The sequence below is a fragment of the Pseudomonas migulae genome (assembly GCF_024169315.1).
GTDB classification, from domain to species: Bacteria; Pseudomonadota; Gammaproteobacteria; order Pseudomonadales; family Pseudomonadaceae; genus Aquipseudomonas; species Aquipseudomonas migulae_B.
Genome location: NZ_JALJWR010000001.1, coordinates 3,559,268 through 3,579,723, shown reverse-complemented (window position 1 = coordinate 3,579,723; position 20,456 = coordinate 3,559,268). Strand labels below are relative to the sequence as shown.

Sequence of the window (20,456 nt, the reverse complement as noted above, 5' to 3'; positions counted from 1 at the left end):
CCGCCGCTCCCACAAGGTATTCATCAGCCTGAAATCAGGGTTTCAGCTCTACGCTCGCATCCGCCCCAAACCATTTCTTCTCCAGCGCCGCCATCCGCCCATCCGCCTTGATCCGCTGCAATGCGTTTTCCAGGCTGGCGTGGAACGCCGGGTTACCTTTCTGAAACGGAATCGCCAGGTTCACCGCCGGGGCGTCTTTCGGTTTTTCTTCCGTCAGCGATTGCACCAGCAGGATCGAACGCGGCTCTTCTTTCTGCGCGATCAAATGCGCATTGGTGTGAATGTAAGGTTCGCTGAAGTCGAAACGATCGTTGAGTTCCGGGGTCACTGCTATGTGATTGATGGCGACGTCGTACTTGCCGCTTTCGACGCCGGTCAACAGATCGCTGGAATCGGTGACGACAAAGTCGGCCCGCACATCCAGTTCATTGGCGAGCAGTTGACCCAACTCGACTTCGAAGCCACTGAGTTGGCCTTCGTCCTTGAAATTGAAGGGCGGTGTATTAGCCTCAAGGGCAATGCGCAACTCGCCACGGTCGTTTACGTCGTCAATCAATTCGGCATGAGCCAAAGGGCTCAGAAGGGGTAGCAGGCAGATCAGGCCAGGCAAAAAGCGCATGGTCACTCCTTTGAATACATTTATCGCGACGCGCTGGTTCAGGCTCGCTTTGCTATGGTTGTCGAGAGCCTTCGACAACGAATGGCCGTGAAGTTGTCATGGCCGCGCGGATTTTACGAAAAAACTGGAGAAGAGAATGAAAACCTTTATGTCACGAGCTGCTTTGGCTGGCCTGTTGATGGGCGTTTCAGTGCTGGCCAGTGCGGCTACGCCGGCACCCAAGGGGGCTGAAGTGTCCATCGTTTCTCCTAAAGATGGTGGGACTGTACCGCAAACTTTCAAAATCAAATTCGCTGTCGAGAACGTTGCGTTGGCGCCAGCGGGGGATGCCACCAAGAATACTGGTCACCACCATTTGCTGGTCGATGCCAAGGAAGTAGTTCCAGCAGGGGCAGTCATCCCGGCCGATGCCAATCACGTTCATTTCGGCAAGGCGCAGACAGAGACCGAGCTGACGCTGACACCTGGCAAGCACACCTTGCAGCTGGAGTTGGGCGACATGAACCATATGGCCTTCGATCCGCCGATCGTCTCCGAGAAGATCACCGTCAACGTTAAGTAACGTTAGTAGCGCCCATGAAAAAGGAGACCCGAAGGTCTCCTTTTTTTGTCACTCAAGTCGCGATTAGAACAACACGCGGCAACGAATGGTGCCGTTGATGTGCTGCAGCTTCTCTTGCGCCATTTCCGAGTACTCGGCGTCGACGTCGATCACCACGTAGCCGACTTTCTCGTTGGTCTGCAGGAACTGACCGGAGATGTTGATGCCGTTTTCGGCGAAGACCTTGTTGATCTCGCTCATCACACCCGGGATGTTCTCGTGGATGTGCAGCAGGCGGTGCTTGCCAGGGTGAGCCGGCAGGGCCACTTCCGGGAAGTTCACGGACGATACCGAAGTACCGTTGTCGCTGTACTTGACCAGTTTCTCTGCCACTTCCAGACCGATGTTGGCTTGCGCCTCAGCGGTGGAACCACCGATGTGCGGGGTCAGGATCACGTTGTCCAGGCCACGCAGCGGGCTTTCGAACTCTTCGTCGTTGGAGCGTGGCTCCACCGGGAACACGTCGATGGCCGCGCCGATCAGGTGCTTGTCCTTGATTGCGTCCGCCAGGGCTTGCAGCTCGACCACGGTGCCGCGCGCGGCGTTGATCAGGATGCCGCCCTTCTTGATGGCGCGGATTTCCTTCTCGCCGATCATCCACTGGGTCGCAGCGGTTTCCGGAACGTGCAGGGTGACGATGTCGGACATGCCCAGCAGCTCGTGCAGGTTGCCGACCTGGGTGGCGTTACCCAGTGGCAGCTTGGTCACGGTGTCGTAGAAGTACACCTGCATGCCCAGGCCTTCAGCCAGGACCGACAGTTGCGTACCGATCGAGCCGTAACCGACGATGCCCAGCTTCTTGCCGCGGATTTCGAAGGAGTTGGCCGCACTCTTGATCCAGCCGCCACGGTGGCAGGAAGCGTTCTTCTCAGGGATGCCACGCAGCAGCAGGATCGCTTCGGCCAGCACCAGCTCGGCAACGGAGCGAGTGTTGGAGTACGGAGCGTTGAACACCGCGATGCCGCGTTCGCGGGCAGCGTTCAGGTCAACCTGGTTGGTGCCGATGCAGAAACACCCTACAGCCACGAGCTTCTTCGCGTGATCGAAGATCTCTTCGGTCAGTTGAGTGCGGGAGCGAATGCCGATGAAGTGAGCATCGGCGATCTTTTCCTTCAGCTGGGCTTCCGGCAGAGAACCGGTGAGGTACTCGATGCTGGTGTAGCCCGCCGACTTGAGGACGTCGACAGCCGATTGGTGGACGCCTTCGAGAAGAAGGAACTTGATCTTGCTCTTATCGAGAGAAGTCTTGCTCATCTGCGTAAACCTGTATCCCGGAGAAAAATGGCAGGAAATGGTCAACAGATGCTGACCCGGACGGCAAGAAAGCCGTCGCCGCGGGACAGCCGTTGGGCACTATCCTGCGGGGTCGATATGCTAGCATAGGCGCCCCGCTAAACACTCATTCCTGCGACGTGAAGCGTTCTCAGGATGACCATGAATTGTTCGAGAGTTCTGTCGATGACCATTCCTGCGCTGATTGATGAGCTGAAGACCCTGGTTGAGCCTGGCAAGGTCCTGACCGATGCCGACTCCCTGAACGCTTACGGCAAGGATTGGACCAAGCATTTCGCTCCGGCCCCGACGGCCATCGTGTTTCCCAAGACCACCGAACAGGTCCAGGCCATCGTCCTTTGGGCCAATAAACACAAGGTGGCGCTGGTGCCGTCGGGCGGGCGTACCGGGCTGTCCGCCGCTGCGGTGGCCGCCAATGGCGAAGTCGTCGTGTCCTTCGACTACATGAACCAGATCCTCGACGTGAACCTGACCGACCGCACCGCGGTGTGCCAGCCGGGTGTGGTCACCGAACACCTGCAAAACGTCGCTGAAGAGAAAGGCCTCTATTACCCGGTGGATTTCGCTTCCGCAGGCTCCAGCCAGATTGGCGGCAATATCGGTACCAATGCCGGCGGGATCAAGGTCATTCGCTACGGGATGACCCGCAATTGGGTCGCCGGCATGAAAGTGGTCACCGGCAAGGGCGACCTGCTGGAACTGAACCGGGACCTGATCAAGAACGCCACCGGCTACGACCTGCGTCAGCTGTTCATCGGCGCGGAAGGCACTCTCGGTTTTGTGGTCGAAGCGACCATGCGTCTGGACCGTGCCCCGAAAAACCTTACGGCGATGGTGCTCGGCACCGCCGATTTCGATTCGATCATGCCGGTGTTGCACGCGTTCCAGAGCAAGCTCGACCTGACGGCCTTCGAGTTTTTCTCCGATAAAGCCCTGGCCAAAGTCTTGGGCCGGGGCGACGTACCCGCGCCATTCGAAACCGATTGCCCGTTCTACGCGCTGCTGGAATTCGAAGCGACCACTGAAGAAGTGGCCAACCACGCCCTGGAAACCTTCGAGCACTGCGTCGAGCAGGGTTGGGTGCTGGACGGCGTGATGAGCCAGAGCGAAACCCAGCTGCAGAACCTCTGGAAGCTGCGCGAGTACATCTCCGAAACCATTTCCCACTGGACGCCGTACAAGAACGACATTTCGGTCACTGTGTCGAAAGTCCCGGCGTTCCTGAAGGAAATCGATGCGATCGTCGGCGAACACTACCCGGACTTCGAAATCGTCTGGTTCGGCCACATCGGCGACGGCAACCTGCACTTGAACATCCTCAAGCCGGATAACCTGAGCAAGGACGAGTTCTTTGCCAAGTGCGCGACCGTCAACAAGTGGGTGTTCGAAACCGTCGAGAAGTACAACGGTTCGATTTCCGCCGAACACGGCGTGGGCATGACCAAACGTGACTACTTGACCTACAGCCGCTCACCGGTTGAGATCGAGTACATGAAAGCCGTCAAGGCGGTCTTCGACCCGAACGGCATCATGAACCCGGGCAAGATCTTCGCCGTTTGACGTTCAAACTAAAGTGCAACGAATCAGGAGTCGGTCAATGAGCTATCAGCACCAGTATGTCGACGGCACGCGTATTCACTTCCCGCTCGGGAAAGTGGTGTGCATCGGCCGCAACTACGCCGAACATGCCAAGGAACTGGACAACCCGGTGCCTACCGAGCCGCTGCTGTTCATCAAGCCGGGCAGTTGCGTCGTACCGCTGGAAGGCAGTTTCAGCATTCCGACCGAGCGCGGGTCGGTGCATTACGAAGCGGAAATCGCGGTGTTGATCGGCAAGCCGTTGTCGACCAAGCCGAGTCGCGAAGAAGTCCTCGACGCCATCTCGGGCTTCGCGCCGGCGCTGGACCTGACCTTGCGCGACAAGCAGGCCGAGCTGAAATCCAAAGGCCTGCCGTGGGAAATCGCCAAGTCCTTCGACGGTGCGGCAGTGATTGCGCCGTTCGTGGCCGGCAGCACCTTTGCTGACCTGACCGACATTGGCATCCGCCTGACCATCAACGGCGAAGTGCGCCAGGATGGCAACAGCAGCGCGATGCTCAACCCGATCGTGCCGATGATCCAGCACATGGCTGGCTGCTTCTCGTTGCAAGCCGGTGATGTGATCCTCACGGGTACGCCGGTTGGCGTTGGGCCGCTGAATGTTGGCGACGAACTGGTTATCGAACTGCCGGGCGCCAGCAGCTTCACCAGCAGCGTCCGCTAACCGTAACACCGCTAAACCCTGTGGGAGCGGGCTTGCTCGCGAAGGCGGTGTGTCAGTCGACATAAGTGTTGCCTGACACACCGCCTTCGCGAGCAAGCCCGCTCCCACAGTGGTTTTTGTGGTCGGCCGAAGAAGGGCAATCCCGCCATTTGCCGTTTTTTTCACATCTTGTCTGGATAATTCCAGGGTTTCTGGCGTCAGAGCCGGTCCCAATTGTGCTATTACCCTTAGCCTGAATTTCTGGAACGCATCCCCCGATGGCCATCCAATCGCTGCCTACGCTTAAAACTGCCCGTCGCCCGCGTTTTTTCATGCGTTGGTATTACTGGCTGTTGCTGGCCGTGGCGGCCGCCTATGGCCTCGCGTTTGCGATGCATTGGGATGACCGCGGTGTGCTTTGGGTGCTGGAGCGCTTTGAAAGCCCGGCCGAACGCCAGGAAAGTATCTGGCTCCCGGACTACCGGGCCGTGATCGATGCCAAGCCATTGCCGGGGATGGAAAAGGACGAAGCGTCCGACCTGGCCTACAACCCTCAAACCAAAACCCTGTTCTCGGTAATGGGCAAGAACCCGTTCCTGGTCGAGCTGACCTTGCAGGGCGACGTACTGCGCAAAATGCCGCTGGTGGGCTGGAGCAATCCGGAAGCGGTGACGGCCATGGGCAACGGTCTGCTGGCCATTGTCGATGAGCGCGAACACTTGCTGACCATCGTCAAGGTCGATGCGGATACCCGCGAACTGAACATCGCCAACTTCCCGAAGTACGACCTCGGCCCGTCGAAGGACCAGAACAAGGCATTCGAAGCAGTCGTCTGGGATGCGCGCAACCAGCAAATGCTGCTGGGCGAGGAGCGTCCAGCGGCGCTGTTCACCTGGAAAAGCACCGACGGCCTGACGCTCACCGGCGACAAGCAGAAACTGGCCAATGACGAGCTGGACATCCGCAACCTGTCGGCCCTGGCCATTGACCCGCGCACCCAACACAAACTGGCATTGTCCGCCGACTCCCATCTGTTGCTGGAGCTGGACGAGAAGGGCGAGCAGGTCAGTTTCATGACCTTGCTGGGCGGCTTCAATGGTCTGAAAAAGACCATTCCCCGTGCCGAAGGCGTGACCATGGACGATGCTGGCACGCTGTACATGGTGAGCGAACCGAACCTGTTCTATCGTTTCGAAAAGCAGCACTGACCCTCGATTTTGTAGGAAACGCGACGCTCAGTTGTAGGTCACGGCCACTGGCCATTAAGCTTCAATTCAGACTGCCGTGGTATTTCATCCGCCCGTCCTGATTCCGAGCTCGCCTCAATGCGCCGACTTGCCCGCCCCAAACCCCTGATGCTGATTCTCCTGGTGACTGCGCTGATCGTGCTGGTTGCGGTCGGCCAGTACCTGCGGCTGTTCGAGCGCACCTGGTTCAATCTGCACACGCTTTGGCAACCGGAGAGCGAACAGTCCATCGGCCTGGATCACTATCAGGTCACGGTCGAGGGGCGGGTCATTGAAGGCCTGGACGACGATGTGTCGGCGCTGACCTTCGATCCTGTGCGCAAAAGCCTGTTCACCGTGACCAACAAAAACTCCGAACTGATCGAGCTGTCGCTGGAGGGCCAGATCATTCGGCGTGTCGCGCTGGTCGGCTTCGGCGATCCAGAGGCGGTGGAATTCATCAGCGCCGACACCTATGTGATCACGGACGAGCGCCAGCAACGGCTGATCAAGATTCATCTGGAAAAGGACACCACGTTCCTCGATGCGGCGGAAGCCGAGCAGATGACACTGGGCGTGCACATGAGCGGCAACAAGGGCTTCGAAGGCCTGGCCTACGACTCGGTGGGCAAGCGCCTGTTTGTCGCCAAGGAACGCGACCCGATGCTGATCTACGAAGTGCAGGGCTTCCCGCACTACAACCCTGAGAAATCCTACGCGGTGCACGTGGTCAACAACCCCAAGCGCGATGCCGGGATGTTTGTCCGAGACTTGTCGAGTCTGCAATACGACGAGCGCAGCGGCCATTTGCTGGCGCTGTCCGACGAGTCGCGACTGATTCTGGAGCTGGATGTGGACGGGCGACCGCTGAGCACCATGTCACTGAACAAGGGGCGTCAGGGGTTGCAGAAGACCGTGCCGCAAGCGGAAGGGATTGCCATGGACGACGACGGCACGATGTACCTGGTGAGCGAGCCGAACCTGTTCTACGTCTTCAAGAAACCTGCACAACCCTGACAAACACCGCAAAACAACTGTGGGAGCGGGCTTGCTCGCGAAGGGGTGTGTCAGTCGATGAAGTATCTGCTGACACACCGCCTTCGCGAGCAAGCCCGCTCCCACAGATTTTGGTTTGTGTTTGGCCTACTTGGCGCGCAGGGTCTTCACACCTTCACTGGTGCCCAGCAACAGCAAGTCTGCCGGACGCGCCGCGAACAACCCATTGGTCACCACGCCGACGATCGCATTGATCTGCGACTCCAGCTCCACCGGGTTGGTGATCTGCATGTTGAACACATCCAGAATGATATTGCCGTTGTCGGTCAGCACGCCTTCACGGTAAACCGGGTCGCCGCCGAGCTTCACCAGCTCGCGGGCCACGTGGCTGCGGGCCATCGGGATCACTTCCACCGGCAGCGGGAACGCGCCGAGCACCGGCACCAGTTTGCTGGCGTCGGCGATGCAGATGAAGGTCTTGGCCACGGCCGCGACGATCTTCTCGCGGGTCAGCGCTGCGCCGCCACCCTTGATCAGGTTCAGGTGCTCGTCGCTTTCGTCGGCGCCGTCGACGTAGAACTCCAGGTCGCTGACGGTGTTCAGCTCATACACCGGAATGCCGTGGCCCTTGAGGCGCGCGGCGGTGGCTTCGGAGCTGGCGACGGCGCCATCGAACGCGCCTTTGTGCTGGGCCAAAGCGTCGATGAAGCAATTGGCAGTGGAGCCGGTGCCGACCCCGACGATGCTCTTGTCGTCGAGTTTCGGGAGGATGAAGTCGACGGCGGCCTGGGCCACTGCCTGTTTGAGTTGATCCTGGGTCATGCGGGCTCCGAGGTGCCGAAGAGGGAACGAAAGGCCGGCATTATAGGCTTCGGGGCGGGGAAGGTCATTGCCCGATTGGCAGGCTGTGACCGTTACTTTTGTGGCGAGGGGATTTATCCCCGTTGGAGTGCGAAGCACTCCCCAGCATTCTCCCAGATACACCGCGTCCTCAGCTTTTACGACGGCTGCGCCGCCGAACGGGGATAAATCCCCTCGCCACAATGGAACTGCACCGCCTAAAACCACCTGTTTAGTGTGGTCGCCCGGCCGAAAGCCGGGTTAGACTCCTTGACCCTGCCCAACCCGCTCAGTGATGCTTTCCGATGCTCGAACAGTACGTCAAAAAGATCCTCACCTCGCGCGTTTATGACGTTGCCGTAGAAACCCCATTGCAGACTGCCCGCCAGCTCTCCGAGCGGCTGGGCAACAGTATTTTGCTCAAGCGCGAAGACTTGCAGCCGGTGTTCTCGTTCAAGATTCGCGGCGCCTACAACAAGCTCACGCAGCTTTCCGATGAGGAGCGCGCTCGCGGCGTCGTGACCGCTTCGGCGGGCAACCACGCGCAGGGCCTGGCCCTGGCGGCGAAAGTGCTCGGCGTGAAAGCCACCATCGTCATGCCCAAGACCACCCCGGAAATAAAAGTCGAAGGCGTGCGCTCCCGTGGCGGCAAAGTGGTGCTGCACGGGGATTCGTTCCCGGAAGCCCTGGCCTATTCGCTGAAACTGGTCGACGAAAAAGGCTACGTCTACATTCACCCTTACGACGATCCTCACACCATTGCCGGGCAGGGCACGGTGGCCATGGAGATTTTGCGCCAGCACCCCGGGCGCCTGGATGCGATCTTCGTTCCGGTGGGCGGCGGCGGGTTGATCGCCGGCATCGCGGCGTACGTGAAATACCTGCGTCCGGAAATCAAGATCATCGGCGTCGAGCCGGACGATTCCAATTGCCTGCAAGCCGCGATGGCCGCCGGCGAGCGCGTGGTGCTGCCGACCGTGGGCCTCTTCGCCGACGGCGTCGCGGTCGCTCAGATCGGACAGCACACCTTCGACATCTGCAAAGACTATGTCGATGAAGTGATCACGGTCAGCACCGACGAGATCTGCGCGGCCATCAAGGATATCTACGACGATACCCGCTCGATCACTGAACCTGCCGGCGCCCTGGGCGTGGCGGGGATCAAGAAGTACGTCGAGCAGCACGCCGTCACAGGCCACACCTTTGTCGCCATCGATTCCGGCGCCAACGTCAACTTCGACCGCTTGCGTCACGTCGCCGAGCGCGCCGAACTGGGCGAGGGCCGCGAAGCCATCATCGCCGTGACCATCCCCGAGAAGCCGGGCAGCTTCAAGGCATTCTGCGAAGCCATCGGCAAGCGCCAGATCACCGAATTCAACTACCGCTACAACACCGGCAGCGAAGCGCACATCTTCGTTGGCGTGCAGACGCACCCGGAAAACGACCCGCGCAGTGCGCTGCTCGCCAGCCTGACCGGGCAGGGTTTCCCGGTGCTGGACCTCACCGACAACGAACTGGCCAAGCTGCACATCCGGCACATGGTCGGTGGCCGCGCGGCGCAGGTGGTTGATGAAGTGGTGTTGCGCTTTGAATTTCCGGAGCGACCGGGCGCGCTGTTCAACTTCCTCAGCAAGCTGGGCGGGCGCTGGAATATCTCGATGTTCCACTACCGCAACCACGGCGCGGCGGATGGCCGAGTGGTCGCGGGGCTGCAAGTGCCTCACGAGGAACGTCATCTGGTTCCCGCAGCACTTGAGGAAATCGGCTACCCGTATTGGGACGAAAGCGACAATCCGGCCTATCAGTTGTTTCTTGGCTGAGGGGCTACGCTGATGGGCAGGTCATAAGGAAATCGAACAATGGAAACGTTAACCGCCCTCAAAATGGCGCACACCGCGGCGACGGCAATATTGTTGGGCTGTGCACTGGGCCTGGGGATATGGGTTTGGCAAACGCGGCGCAATGGCGATGCGACGGCTGCGGCGCGCACGCTGCAGCGGCCACGAGTGTTCGTCTGGCTACTGATGGGCGTGGCGTTGCTGAGCATGCCATTTACCGGCTGGTGGATGGTGCACCTGGTGGGCTGGCCGTTGGGGCAGACGTGGTTGCTGGGCTCGAGTGTGCTTTACACCGTGGCGGCGTTGGCGTGGTTCTGGTTGTTGGTGCGGTTGAACAAGCTGCGTACTGCGCCGGGGGGCAGCGGCAAGTTTACCTTTGCCCTGGCTCTGTTCAGCTTTGTCTGTTTTATCGCGATAGCGGGATTGATGGGCGCCAAGCCGGTTTAGGGCAAGGGACCGAGTCGACCCCTTCGCGGGCAAGCCTCGCTCCTACAGGTCATGCGTCAATCATGAAAATGACTCAAATTCTGTAGGCGCGAGGCTTGCCCGCGAAGGCGATATCAATCGCGCAACGAAATCACCGGCCAGCCACGCTTCTCGGCCTCGGCGCGCAGATTCGGGTCCGGATCAACCGCCACCGGATTCGCCACCTGCTCCAGCAACGGCAAATCATTCATCGAGTCACTGTAGAAGTAACTGTCTTCCAGCGAATGCCCGGTCTCTTCCAGCCAGCGAGCCAGCCGCGTCACCTTGCCTTCACGGAAGCACGGGATGTCGGTGCTGCGGCCGGTATAACGGCCATCGACCATTTCGCACTCGGTGGCGATCAGGGTTTCGACGCCCAGGCGATGGGCAATCGGCCCGGTGACGAAGCGGTTGGTGGCCGTGATGATCACCAGTTTGTCGCCCGCCTCGCGGTGTTTGGCCAATAGCGCCATGGCCTTGGGCAGCACGATCGGCTCGATGCAGTCGCGCATGTAGTCCAGATGCCATTGATCCAGCGTGGCCATTTCGGTGCGGCCAAGGACTTCCAGGCAAAAGTTCAGGTAGGCGTCGTTATCCAGCTTGCCGGCCAGGTAGTCCTGATAGAACTCATCGTTGCGTGCCTTGTAGGCAACGGCGTCGAGGAAGCCGCGTTCGCACAGGTAATCGCCCCAGGCGTGGTCACTGTCGCCGCCCAGAAGGGTGTTGTCCAAGTCGAATAAAGCCAGCCGCATTGCAGTTACTCGCTGAAAAGTCTGTAGAAAGGCGTCCAGAATACGGACTTTTCACAAGAGTGCACATAAGGTAGGCCGGCTCGTTGCTGCCTTCACAACCTTTGTGGAACAATGCGGCGACATGCGTTTGCGAGGTTGTTGCCGTGATCGACCCCGATGGTTTCCGCCCCAATGTCGGGATCATTCTCACGAATGATGCCGGACAGGTGCTATGGGCTCGCCGTATCAATCAAGATGCCTGGCAGTTTCCGCAGGGTGGTATCAACCCCCAGGAGACGCCGGAAGACGCCTTGTACCGCGAGTTGAACGAAGAAGTGGGTCTGGAGCGCGAAGATGTTGAAATTCTCGCCTGCACCCGGGGCTGGTTGCGCTATCGTTTGCCGCAACGTCTGGTCCGTACCCACAGCCAACCGCTGTGCATCGGCCAGAAACAGAAATGGTTTCTCCTGCGCCTGATCTCCAACGAGCAGCGGGTGCGGATGGATTTGACCGGTAAACCGGAATTCGATGGCTGGCGCTGGGTCAGCTATTGGTATCCGTTGGGCCAGGTGGTGACATTCAAGCGCGAGGTGTATCGACGCGCTCTCAAAGAGCTTGCCCCGCGCCTTTTAGCGCGCGACTGACGACGGAGTTCGACCCCGAGCCATGCTCAATACGCTGCGCAAGATCGTCCAGGAAGTTAACTCCGCCAAGGATCTCAAGGCGGCGTTGGGGATTATTGTGTTGCGCGTCAAAGAGGCCATGGGCAGCCAGGTCTGCTCGGTCTACCTGCTTGACCCCGAGACCAACCGCTTCGTGCTGATGGCGACCGAGGGCTTGAACAAGCGCTCGATCGGCAAAGTCAGCATGGCACCCAACGAAGGTCTGGTCGGCCTGGTCGGCACGCGTGAAGAACCCCTGAACCTCGAAAACGCCGCGGATCACCCGCGCTACCGCTACTTCGCCGAGACCGGTGAAGAGCGCTACGCCTCATTCCTCGGGGCACCGATCATTCACCATCGCCGCGTCGTCGGCGTGTTGGTCATCCAGCAAAAAGAACGTCGTCAGTTCGACGAAGGTGAAGAAGCCTTCCTCGTGACCATGAGCGCGCAGCTCGCCGGCGTTATTGCCCACGCCGAGGCTACCGGTTCGATCCGGGGCCTGGGCCGTCAGGGCAAGGGCATCCAGGAAGCCAAGTTCATCGGCGTGCCGGGCTCGCCGGGTGCGGCGGTCGGTACGGCGGTGGTCATGTTGCCCCCGGCCGATCTGGACGTGGTGCCGGACAAGACCATCACCGACATCGAGGCCGAACTCGGGCTGTTCAAGACCGCCATCGAAGGCGTGCGCGCCGACATGCGTGCGTTGTCGGCCAAACTGGCCACGCAGTTGCGCCCCGAAGAGCGGGCCTTGTTCGACGTGTATCTGATGATGCTCGACGACGCCGCGCTGGGCAACGAAGTGACCACCGTGATCAAGACCGGTCAGTGGGCCCAGGGCGCGCTGCGCCAGGTGGTCACCGATCACGTCAACCGTTTCGAACTGATGGACGACGCCTACCTGCGTGAGCGCGCCTCGGACGTCAAGGACCTCGGCCGCCGCCTGCTTGCCTACTTGCAGGAAGAGCGTCAGCAGACCCTGGTCTACCCCGACAACACCATTCTGATCAGCGAAGAACTGACGCCGGCAATGCTCGGCGAGGTGCCGGAAGGCAAGCTGGCGGGTCTGGTGTCGGTGCTCGGTTCCGGCAACTCCCACGTGGCGATCCTCGCGCGTGCCATGGGCATCCCGACGGTGATGGGCCTGGTCGACCTGCCGTATTCCAAGGTCGACGGCATCCAGATGATCGTCGACGGCTATCACGGCGAGGTCTACACCAACCCGAGTGACGTGCTGCGCAAGCAGTTCGCCGAAGTGGTCGAGGAAGAGAAACAACTGGCACTCGGGCTGGATGCGTTGCGCGACTTGCCGTGCGTGACCGTCGATGGCCACCGCATGCCGCTGTGGGTCAACACCGGCCTGCTGGCGGACGTGGCGCGGGCGCAGAAGCGTGGCGCCGAGGGTGTCGGTCTGTACCGTACCGAAGTGCCGTTCATGATCAACCAGAGGTTCCCGAGCGAAAAGGAGCAGCTGGCGATCTACCGCGAGCAACTCGCCGCGTTCCACCCGCAACCGGTGACCATGCGCAGCCTGGACATCGGCGGTGACAAGTCGCTGTCGTACTTCCCGATCAAGGAAGACAACCCGTTCCTCGGCTGGCGCGGCATTCGCGTCACCCTCGACCACCCGGAAATCTTCCTGGTGCAGACCCGCGCGATGCTCAAGGCCAGCGAAGGCCTGAACAACCTGCGGATTCTGTTGCCGATGATCTCCGGCACCCATGAACTCGAAGAAGCCCTGCACCTGATTCACCGGGCCTGGGGTGAAGTCCGCGATGAAGGCTGCGACGTGCCTATGCCGCCGATCGGCGTGATGATCGAGATTCCGGCGGCGGTGTATCAGACCAAGGAACTGGCTCGGCAAGTGGATTTCCTGTCGGTCGGCTCCAACGACCTGACCCAGTACCTGCTGGCGGTGGACCGGAACAACCCGCGGGTAGCCGACCTCTATGACTACCTGCACCCGGCGGTGCTGCAAGCCCTTCAAAGCGTGGTGCGTGACGCTCATGCCGAAGGCAAACCGGTGAGCATCTGCGGCGAAATGGCCGGTGACCCGGCGGCGGCGGTGCTGTTGATGGCGATGGGCTTCGACAGTCTGTCGATGAACGCCACCAACTTGCCGAAGGTGAAGTGGATGCTGCGGCAGATCAACCTGAGCAAGGCCAAGGAATTGCTCGCGGAGTTGATGACCATCGACAACCCGCAAGTGATCCACAGTTCGCTGCAGTTGGCGCTGAAGAACCTTGGGTTGGCGCGGATGATCAATCCGGCGGCGATCAAACCTCTCTGAATCTGCGGCGCGCCCATCGCGGGCAAGCCCGCTCCTACAGGATCTCCAGTGAACACAGATTTTGTGAACACCACGGACCCTGTGGGAGCGGACTTGCCCGCGATAGCGTCCGCCCAGGCGTCGCCTAAATCAGAATTGCCACTTCCCCCAAATGCCCGCCATACGGCCCGAAACTCCGTTCAACCAGATGCCGAGTCCCGTCAGCCTGAACAATCAACGCCGTACTCGCCCGCGTCCCGTAACTCTGGCTGGCGATAAACACACTCGACAACAATGTCTCGGTCGCCAGACCCACCCCGGTATCCGGCAGTTCTGCAAACGGAGCCGTCTGCGCATCACTCAACAACGCCAGTAACGCCTCAGGCTGCGGATCCTCCAGAGCCGTCTCCAGCGCCGCCCGCGCCTTCAGCAACTTCGGCCACGGCGTGTCCAGTCCCGCATTCGACAATCCATAGACACCCGGCTGCAGCATCACCGCCTCAGTCGCCCGCGCGTTGTAATGCCAAAGCTCATTGGCATTGCCGATCAGCAGGTTAAACCCGGCATATTCCAGCGAACGTCCGACAACGTCGCCCAAGTAGTCATCAATCGGCATTTCGCCATTGAGAAATCGTGCAACCAGTTCGCCACGAGATTTTCGGGCGGGCGGTTGATGAGGATCACGGATATTGGTCAGCGCCGCGAAGCGCCCGTTGGCGCCGACACCGAGCCAGGTGCCGCCGGCCTCCAGGTCGCGACCGGCGTAGACCTGCGGTGCTTCGGGCCACTGCGCCAGGGGCAGGCTGGGCCGGGCATAGAATTCGTCGCGGTTGGCCGCCACGATCAGCGGTTGGGTGTGACCCGGGCGCCAGGCAAAGACAATCAGGCACATAAGGTGGTCCTTGTGTGTTTTTTGCCCACTCTACGCAGTCGTCGCTTGTCAATCCATCGCCTTGCACAGTGGAGCCCGAGCCCCTGCATCCGTTACCATGCCGCACTTATTTGGGGATACGGCCATGGAATTTCTGCTCTATCTGGCGCTGGGCGCCTGTGCAGGCGTGCTGGCCGGGCTGTTCGGCGTGGGCGGCGGGATCATCATCGTTCCGGTGCTGGTGTTCAGTTTCACCCTGCAGGGGTTCGATGCATCGATCCTGACGCACCTGGCGGTCGGCACTTCCCTGGCGACGATCATCTTCACCTCGGTCAATGCGGTGCGCGAGCACCATCGCCGCGGCGCCGTGCGTTGGCCGATTTTTGCCTGGATGACCGTCGGTATTCTGCTGGGTGCCGGTTTCGGCGCGTTGACCGCCGAAGCGATCTCCGGCCCGAACCTGCAGAAAATCATCGGCGTGTTCGCCCTGATCATCGCCGTGCAACTTATGCTGGACGTCAAACCCAAGGCCAGCCGAACGGTGCCGGGGAAAGTCGGTCTGACCCTGGCCGGCACTGTGATTGGCTGGGCCTCGGCGATTTTCGGGATTGGCGGCGGCTCGCTGACCGTGCCGTTCCTGACCTGGCGCAGTGTGCCGATGCAGCAAGCGGTGGCGACTTCGTCGGCCTGCGGTTTGCCGATCGCGCTGGCCAGCGCATTGAGTTTCATGATTCTGGGCTGGCACGATCCGTTGCTGCCGGCCCATAGTCTCGGTTTCATTTATCTACCGGCGCTGCTGGGGATTGCCCTGACCAGCATGGTTTTCGCCCGCCTCGGTGCACGACTGGCCCACAGGCTGTCGCCGAAGTTGCTGAAAAGACTGTTCGCCGCTTTGCTGTTCTGCGTGGGTCTGAGTTTTCTGATCTGACGCACCGCACAATCCTGGCTTAATCCTGAGGTGGCAGCGTCGCCCGGGAATTTTGAAGGTTTCAACTCTAACGAGGAGTCGCAATGCTGCCTTACCCGCAGATCGACCCGGTGGCCCTGGCCATCGGTCCGCTGAAAATCCACTGGTACGGCCTGATGTACCTGATCGGCATCGGCGGTGCGTGGCTGCTGGCGTCGCGCCGGCTCAACCGTTTCGACCCGACCTGGAGCAAAGAGAAACTCTCCGACATGGTCTTCTGGATGTCGATGGGCGTTATTGTCGGCGGCCGCCTGGGCTATGTGCTGTTTTACGATCTGAGTGCTTACCTGGCCAATCCGACGCTGATTTTCGAAGTGTGGAAGGGCGGCATGTCGTTCCACGGCGGCTTCATCGGCGTGATGCTGGCGGCGTTGTGGTTCGGCAAGAAGAACAACAAGTCGTTTTTCCAGCTGATGGACTTCGTTGCACCGATGGTGCCGATCGGCCTGGGCGCCGGGCGTATCGGCAACTTCATCAATGCCGAATTGTGGGGCAAGGCGACCGACGTGCCGTGGGCGATGGTCTTCCCGACCGACCCGGCGCAACTGGCGCGTCACCCCTCGCAGCTGTATCAGTTCGCCCTCGAAGGCGTGGCGCTGTTCCTGATCCTCTGGTTGTACTCGCGCAAGCCGCGGCCGACCATGGCGGTGTCGGGGATGTTCGCGCTGTTCTATGGCATCTTCCGTTTCATCGTCGAATTCGTCCGCGTCCCGGATGCGCAACTGGGCTATCTGGCCTGGAACTGGCTGACCATGGGCCAGGTGCTCTGCGTGCCGATGATCGTCGGCGGGCTGTTCCTGATCTGGCTGGCGTATCACCGCGCCCCGGCGACTCCAGCGGCGGCAGTATAAATTCGGACCCCGGGGCTTTTTGGCCCCGGGTTCAAGGACACAGGTAACTCATGAAGCAATATCTCGAACTGGTCGCCCACGTCATCAAGAACGGCACCAAGCAAGCCAACCGCACTGGTGTGAACACCATCAGTTTTCCCGGCGCGATGCTGCGGTATGACCTGAAAGAAGGTTTCCCGGCGATCACCACGCGCAAGATGGCCTTCAAATCGGCCATCGGCGAGATGTGCGGTTTTCTGCGTGGCGTTAACAACGCCGCCGAATTCCGTGCGTTGGGCTGCAAGGTCTGGGACCAGAACGCCAACGAAAACGCGCAGTGGCTGGCCAACCCGTTCCGTCAGGGCGAGGACGACCTCGGCGAGATCTATGGTGTGCAATGGCGCAAATGGCCGGCGTACAAGCAGATCCCGGTCAGCAATAAAGCGGCCATCGAGCAGACCTTGAGCCAAGGCTACCGTCAGATCGCTGAAGGCGAAGAAGACGGCCAGGCGTACGTGGTGTTGTACAAGGCGATCGACCAGATTCGCCAGTGCGTCGACACCATCATCAAGGACCCGGGCAGCCGTCGCATCCTGTTCCACGGCTGGAACGTTGCGCAGCTCGATGAAATGGCGCTGCCGCCGTGCCACCTGCTGTATCAGTTCCACCCGAATGTCGAGACCAAAGAGATTTCTCTGACGCTCTACATCCGCTCCAACGACCTGGGCCTGGGCACGCCGTTCAACCTCACCGAAGGCGCCGCGCTGCTGAGCCTGATCGGGCGACTGACCGGCTACACGCCGCGCTGGTTCACCTATTTCATCGGTGATGCCCACGTCTACGAAAACCACTTGGACATGCTGAACGAACAGCTCAAGCGCGAGCCGTTCCCGATGCCGAAACTGGTGATCAGCGAGCGTGTGCCGGAGTTTGCCAAGACCGGTGTTTATCAGCCGGAGTGGCTGGAGTTGATCGAACCGAGCGATTTTTCGCTTGAGGGTTATCAGCACCACGCGCCAATGACCGCGCCGATGGCGGTCTAAAACTTAACACCGACCAAATGTGGGAGCGGGCTTGCTCGCGAAGGCGTCGTGTCAGTCAGCGATAATGTCGACTGGGATACCGCTTTCGCGAGCAAGCCCGCTCCCGCATTTGATTTTCGGTGGTTTAGTGACCGTGGCTTCTCCCGACATGGGAGTGTTCCACCTCCGTCGCCACAACCCCGCCACTGACTTCCAGCCGCTGCAAAATCCCGCACTGATCAATATCCGGCCCTTCGCCACAACGTTGGCGCAGGTCGAGCAGTTGCGCCTGTAACGCCAACAGCCCGTCGATCCGTGCCTTGACGTGATGGATGTGTTCATCGATCAGCGCATTCACGCTCTCGCATTGATCCTGCGGACTGTCGCGCAAGGCCAGCAGGCTGCGGATTTCCTCGAGCGTCATGTCGAGGGTGCGGCAGTTGCGGATGAACGTCAGGCGTTCGGCGTGGGCCTGGGTGTAGACGCGGTAGTTGCCGTCGCTGCGGGCCGGCTCCGGCAGGAGGTTTTCGCGCTCGTAATAGCGGATGGTTTCCACCGCGCAGTCGGTGAGTTTCGCCAGTTCTCCGATCTTCATGACGGCAATCTCCAGATAGGTGCTTGACCCTATAGTGGCTACAGGGTCTTTACTTGGCAACAGGCACCTTTATGGATGAACGCAATGAGCGATTCCCTGCACACCCACAAACCCGAGGCTGATCACGATCACGATCACGATCACGATCACGATCACGATCACGATCACAGCCACAAGCTGCAGCCTGTGCAGAAGCATGACCATGGCGGCCACGGGGATTCCTGCTGTTCTTCGAAAACGGCGGCGCCGTCGCTGATCATGCTCAGTGAAGCGCCAACCGCCAACGCGCGGTTGAGCAGTTTTCGCATCGACGCGATGGACTGCCCGACCGAGCAGACGCTGATCCAGAACAAACTCGGCAAGCTCGCGGGTGTGCAGCAACTGGAATTCAACCTGATCAATCGCGTGCTGGGCGTCACTCATGACCTGCCGAGCACCGCGCCGATCATCGACGCGATCAAGTCCCTCGGCATGCTGGCCGAGCCGCTGGAGCAGGGCGTCGAAGCGCCAGCTCCCGCGCCCGAGAAAAAACCGTGGTGGCCATTGGCGCTGTCCGGCGTGACCGCGCTGGCCGCCGAAGTGATTCACTTCACCAACGCGGCGCCCACTTGGGTGGTGGCGATCATCGCGTTGATCTCGATCCTCAGCGGCGGTCTCGGCACTTACAAGAAGGGCTGGATCGCCCTGAAAAACCTCAACCTGAACATCAACGCATTGATGAGCATCGCGGTGACCGGTGCGATCCTGATCGGGCAGTGGCCGGAAGCGGCGATGGTGATGTTCCTGTTCACCGTGGCCGAGTTGATCGAAGCCAAGTCCCTGGACCGCGCACGTAACGCCATCAGCGGTTTGATGCAGATGACCCCCGAACAGGCCACGGTTCAGCAGGCCGACGGCAGCTGGATTTTGCAAGACGTGAAATCCATCGAGCTGGGCGCCCGAGTGCGGGTGCGGCCCGGCGAGCGAATTGGCCTGGACGGTGAAGTCGTGTCGGGCAGTTCGACCATCGATCAGGCACCGATCACCGGCGAAAGCCTGCCGGTTGAGAAAACCATCGGCGACAAGGTGTTCGCCGGCACCATCAACCAGGCCGGATCCCTGGAATATTCAGTGACCGCCGCCGCCAACAATTCGACCCTGGCGCGGATCATCCATGCCGTCGAACAGGCTCAAGGCGCGCGGGCGCCGACCCAGCGCTTTGTTGACCAGTTTTCGAAAATCTACACGCCCGCCGTGTTCATCTTCGCCCTCGCGGTGGCGGTGATTCCGCCGCTGTTCATGGGCGCAGTCTGGTTTGACTGGATCTACCGCGCGCTGGTGCTGCTGGTGGTCGCATGCCCTTGCGCATTGGTGATTTCCACTCCGGTGACCATCGTCAGCGGCCTCGCCGCGGCGGCGCGAAAAGGGATTCTGGTCAAGGGCGGCGTGTATCTGGAAGGGGGTTACAAACTCGACTATCTGGCGCTGGACAAGACCGGCACGATCACTCACGGCAAGCCGGTGCAGACGGATTATCTGTCGCTTGATCCCGCGGCCGATGCCTCGGCACCGGCCATTGCGGCGGCGTTGGCCGGACGCTCGGACCACCCGGTGTCGCTGGCCATCGCCAACGCGGCTGTGGATAAACAATACGCGCCGCTGATTGTGGATAATTTCGAAGCGCTGGCCGGTCGCGGTGTTCGCGGCGATATCAACGGTCAGACCTACCACTTGGGCAACCATCGTCTGGTGGAAGAGCTGAACCTGTGTTCGCCGGCGCTGGAAGAAAAGCTGTTCGCGCTGGAGAAACAGGGCAAGTCCGTGGTGCTGCTGCTCGACAAATCCGGCCCGCTGGCGCTGTTCGCCGTGGCCGATACGGTCAAGGAATCCAGCCGCGAGGCGATCCAGCAGTTGCACGATCTGGGGATCAAAACCCTGATGCTCACTGGCGACAATGTCCACACCGCCCAGGCGATTGCTGCGCAAGTCGGCATCGACGAAGCCAAGGGCGATCTGCTGCCGACCGATAAACTGCAAGCCATCGAAGCCCTTTATGCACAGGGCCATCAGGTCGGCATGGTGGGCGACGGCATCAACGATGCCCCGGCGCTGGCCCGGGCAGAAATCGGTTTTGCGATGGCTGCGGCCGGTACCGATACCGCCATCGAAACCGCCGATGTCGCCCTGATGGACGACGATCTGCGCAAGATCCCCGCGTTCATTCGCCTGTCGCGCCAGACGTCGAGCATCCTCAAACAGAACATCGCCCTCGCTTTGGTCATCAAGGCTATCTTTCTTGGGGTAACCTTCGCCGGGATCGCCACCATGTGGATGGCGGTGTTCGCCGACATGGGCGTGAGCCTGTTGGTGGTGTTCAACGGTTTGCGCCTGTTGCGCAAATAATCGATGAGGAGCG

At 60.5% G+C, this 20,456-nt stretch carries 19 protein-coding genes; 13 read left to right on the top strand and 6 right to left on the bottom strand.

Going from position 1 to position 20,456, the window contains the following annotated elements; genetic code table 11:
• Positions 1–34: 34 nt before the first annotated feature.
• Entirely contained in the window at positions 35–619 is a 585-nt protein-coding gene (locus J2Y86_RS16410) for a transporter substrate-binding domain-containing protein (RefSeq protein ID WP_253433419.1), read from the bottom strand.
• Positions 620–755: 136 nt separating this feature from the next.
• Between J2Y86_RS16410 and J2Y86_RS16405 the strand changes: the two genes are divergently transcribed.
• A complete protein-coding gene (locus tag J2Y86_RS16405) occupies positions 756–1,181 on the top strand; it encodes a DUF4399 domain-containing protein (RefSeq protein WP_253433415.1) in 426 nt (141 codons plus the stop codon).
• A gap of 63 nt (positions 1,182–1,244) precedes the next feature.
• Here the strand turns inward: J2Y86_RS16405 and serA are convergent, their stop codons facing one another.
• Entirely contained in the window at positions 1,245–2,474 is a 1,230-nt protein-coding gene (gene serA, locus J2Y86_RS16400) for a phosphoglycerate dehydrogenase (protein ID WP_253433412.1), read from the bottom strand.
• A gap of 204 nt (positions 2,475–2,678) precedes the next feature.
• On the opposite strand from serA, the gene J2Y86_RS16395 reads away from it, so the two are divergent.
• The 4 genes from J2Y86_RS16395 (at position 2,679) to J2Y86_RS16380 (ending at position 6,998) form a co-directional block, all read left to right on the top strand.
• Complete coding sequence (locus J2Y86_RS16395) at positions 2,679–4,073, top strand: FAD-binding oxidoreductase (RefSeq protein ID WP_253440328.1); 1,395 nt, start codon at positions 2,679–2,681, stop codon at positions 4,071–4,073.
• Between the two features lie 37 nt (positions 4,074–4,110).
• The gene (locus J2Y86_RS16390; protein WP_253433409.1) at positions 4,111–4,776 is read left to right on the top strand and encodes a fumarylacetoacetate hydrolase family protein; all 666 of its coding nucleotides are present in this window, start codon (positions 4,111–4,113) and stop codon (positions 4,774–4,776) included.
• A gap of 257 nt (positions 4,777–5,033) precedes the next feature.
• Entirely contained in the window at positions 5,034–5,963 is a 930-nt protein-coding gene (locus J2Y86_RS16385) for an SdiA-regulated domain-containing protein (RefSeq protein ID WP_253433406.1), read from the top strand.
• 117 nt (positions 5,964–6,080) lie between these two features.
• Positions 6,081–6,998, top strand: a complete 918-nt coding sequence (locus tag J2Y86_RS16380) for an SdiA-regulated domain-containing protein (RefSeq protein WP_253433403.1) — start codon at positions 6,081–6,083, stop codon at positions 6,996–6,998.
• Between the two features lie 126 nt (positions 6,999–7,124).
• On the opposite strand, the gene rpiA is transcribed toward J2Y86_RS16380, so the two are convergent.
• Complete coding sequence (gene rpiA / locus J2Y86_RS16375) at positions 7,125–7,799, bottom strand: ribose-5-phosphate isomerase RpiA (protein ID WP_253433401.1); 675 nt, start codon at positions 7,797–7,799, stop codon at positions 7,125–7,127.
• Positions 7,800–8,122: 323 nt separating this feature from the next.
• Here rpiA and ilvA point away from each other — a divergent pair, with 323 nt between their 5' ends.
• Together ilvA and J2Y86_RS16365 are read left to right on the top strand one after the other, a co-directional pair.
• The gene (gene ilvA, locus J2Y86_RS16370) at positions 8,123–9,637 is read left to right on the top strand and encodes a threonine ammonia-lyase, biosynthetic (RefSeq protein ID WP_253433397.1); all 1,515 of its coding nucleotides are present in this window, start codon (positions 8,123–8,125) and stop codon (positions 9,635–9,637) included.
• 39 nt (positions 9,638–9,676) lie between these two features.
• Positions 9,677–10,102, top strand: coding sequence for a DUF2269 domain-containing protein (locus tag J2Y86_RS16365; RefSeq protein WP_253433395.1), 426 nt, complete (start codon positions 9,677–9,679; stop codon positions 10,100–10,102).
• Positions 10,103–10,215: 113 nt separating this feature from the next.
• Here J2Y86_RS16365 and J2Y86_RS16360 read toward each other — a convergent pair whose 3' ends face one another.
• A complete protein-coding gene (locus tag J2Y86_RS16360) occupies positions 10,216–10,872 on the bottom strand; it encodes an HAD family hydrolase (RefSeq protein ID WP_253433392.1) in 657 nt (218 codons plus the stop codon).
• A gap of 143 nt (positions 10,873–11,015) precedes the next feature.
• Here J2Y86_RS16360 and J2Y86_RS16355 point away from each other — a divergent pair, with 143 nt between their 5' ends.
• A complete protein-coding gene (locus tag J2Y86_RS16355; protein WP_007897732.1) occupies positions 11,016–11,495 on the top strand; it encodes an RNA pyrophosphohydrolase in 480 nt (159 codons plus the stop codon).
• Positions 11,496–11,517: 22 nt separating this feature from the next.
• The gene (gene ptsP / locus J2Y86_RS16350; RefSeq protein ID WP_253433389.1) at positions 11,518–13,797 is read left to right on the top strand and encodes a phosphoenolpyruvate--protein phosphotransferase; all 2,280 of its coding nucleotides are present in this window, start codon (positions 11,518–11,520) and stop codon (positions 13,795–13,797) included.
• Positions 13,798–13,921: 124 nt separating this feature from the next.
• Here ptsP and J2Y86_RS16345 read toward each other — a convergent pair whose 3' ends face one another.
• Positions 13,922–14,668, bottom strand: a complete 747-nt coding sequence (locus J2Y86_RS16345; RefSeq protein ID WP_253433386.1) for an NRDE family protein — start codon at positions 14,666–14,668, stop codon at positions 13,922–13,924.
• Positions 14,669–14,792: 124 nt separating this feature from the next.
• On the opposite strand from J2Y86_RS16345, the gene J2Y86_RS16340 reads away from it, so the two are divergent.
• The 3 genes from J2Y86_RS16340 to J2Y86_RS16330 all read left to right on the top strand — a co-directional run bounded on the left by J2Y86_RS16340 (position 14,793) and on the right by J2Y86_RS16330 (position 17,487).
• Positions 14,793–15,575, top strand: coding sequence for a sulfite exporter TauE/SafE family protein (locus J2Y86_RS16340; protein ID WP_253433382.1), 783 nt, complete (start codon positions 14,793–14,795; stop codon positions 15,573–15,575).
• A gap of 83 nt (positions 15,576–15,658) precedes the next feature.
• Positions 15,659–16,465 carry a prolipoprotein diacylglyceryl transferase gene (gene lgt, locus J2Y86_RS16335; protein ID WP_253433379.1) on the top strand — a complete coding sequence of 269 codons (807 nt, stop codon included), beginning with the start codon at positions 15,659–15,661 and terminating at the stop codon, positions 16,463–16,465.
• Between the two features lie 50 nt (positions 16,466–16,515).
• Positions 16,516–17,487 (top strand): thymidylate synthase, encoded by a 972-nt coding sequence (locus J2Y86_RS16330; protein ID WP_253433376.1) that lies wholly within the window; start codon positions 16,516–16,518, stop codon positions 17,485–17,487.
• 124 nt (positions 17,488–17,611) lie between these two features.
• Here the strand turns inward: J2Y86_RS16330 and cadR are convergent, their stop codons facing one another.
• Positions 17,612–18,061 carry a Cd(II)/Pb(II)-responsive transcriptional regulator gene (gene cadR / locus J2Y86_RS16325; RefSeq protein ID WP_090466519.1) on the bottom strand — a complete coding sequence of 150 codons (450 nt, stop codon included), beginning with the start codon at positions 18,059–18,061 and terminating at the stop codon, positions 17,612–17,614.
• Between the two features lie 84 nt (positions 18,062–18,145).
• Here cadR and J2Y86_RS16320 point away from each other — a divergent pair, with 84 nt between their 5' ends.
• A complete protein-coding gene (locus tag J2Y86_RS16320; RefSeq protein ID WP_253433372.1) occupies positions 18,146–20,443 on the top strand; it encodes a heavy metal translocating P-type ATPase in 2,298 nt (765 codons plus the stop codon).
• Positions 20,444–20,456: the final 13 nt, after the last annotated feature.

Bases quoted from the DNA above. Each gene is read 5' to 3' on its own strand.
- ilvA (WP_253433397.1), top strand. From the start codon at position 8,123: ATGCTCGAACAGTACGTCAAAAAGATCCTCACCTCGCGCGTTTATGAC.
- J2Y86_RS16330 (WP_253433376.1), top strand. From the start codon at position 16,516: ATGAAGCAATATCTCGAACTGGTCGCCCACGTCATCAAGAACGGCACC.
- J2Y86_RS16390 (WP_253433409.1), top strand. From the start codon at position 4,111: ATGAGCTATCAGCACCAGTATGTCGACGGCACGCGTATTCACTTCCCG.
- J2Y86_RS16340 (WP_253433382.1), top strand. From the start codon at position 14,793: ATGGAATTTCTGCTCTATCTGGCGCTGGGCGCCTGTGCAGGCGTGCTG.
- J2Y86_RS16345 (WP_253433386.1), bottom strand. From the start codon at position 14,668: ATGTGCCTGATTGTCTTTGCCTGGCGCCCGGGTCACACCCAACCGCTG.
- J2Y86_RS16365 (WP_253433395.1), top strand. From the start codon at position 9,677: ATGGAAACGTTAACCGCCCTCAAAATGGCGCACACCGCGGCGACGGCA.
- J2Y86_RS16360 (WP_253433392.1), bottom strand. From the start codon at position 10,872: ATGCGGCTGGCTTTATTCGACTTGGACAACACCCTTCTGGGCGGCGAC.
- J2Y86_RS16320 (WP_253433372.1), top strand. From the start codon at position 18,146: ATGAGCGATTCCCTGCACACCCACAAACCCGAGGCTGATCACGATCAC.
- J2Y86_RS16405 (WP_253433415.1), top strand. From the start codon at position 756: ATGAAAACCTTTATGTCACGAGCTGCTTTGGCTGGCCTGTTGATGGGC.
- J2Y86_RS16410 (WP_253433419.1), bottom strand. From the start codon at position 619: ATGCGCTTTTTGCCTGGCCTGATCTGCCTGCTACCCCTTCTGAGCCCT.
- J2Y86_RS16395 (WP_253440328.1), top strand. From the start codon at position 2,679: ATGACCATTCCTGCGCTGATTGATGAGCTGAAGACCCTGGTTGAGCCT.
- lgt (WP_253433379.1), top strand. From the start codon at position 15,659: ATGCTGCCTTACCCGCAGATCGACCCGGTGGCCCTGGCCATCGGTCCG.
- rpiA (WP_253433401.1), bottom strand. From the start codon at position 7,799: ATGACCCAGGATCAACTCAAACAGGCAGTGGCCCAGGCCGCCGTCGAC.
- J2Y86_RS16380 (WP_253433403.1), top strand. From the start codon at position 6,081: ATGCGCCGACTTGCCCGCCCCAAACCCCTGATGCTGATTCTCCTGGTG.
- serA (WP_253433412.1), bottom strand. From the start codon at position 2,474: ATGAGCAAGACTTCTCTCGATAAGAGCAAGATCAAGTTCCTTCTTCTC.
- ptsP (WP_253433389.1), top strand. From the start codon at position 11,518: ATGCTCAATACGCTGCGCAAGATCGTCCAGGAAGTTAACTCCGCCAAG.
- cadR (WP_090466519.1), bottom strand. From the start codon at position 18,061: ATGAAGATCGGAGAACTGGCGAAACTCACCGACTGCGCGGTGGAAACC.
- J2Y86_RS16385 (WP_253433406.1), top strand. From the start codon at position 5,034: ATGGCCATCCAATCGCTGCCTACGCTTAAAACTGCCCGTCGCCCGCGT.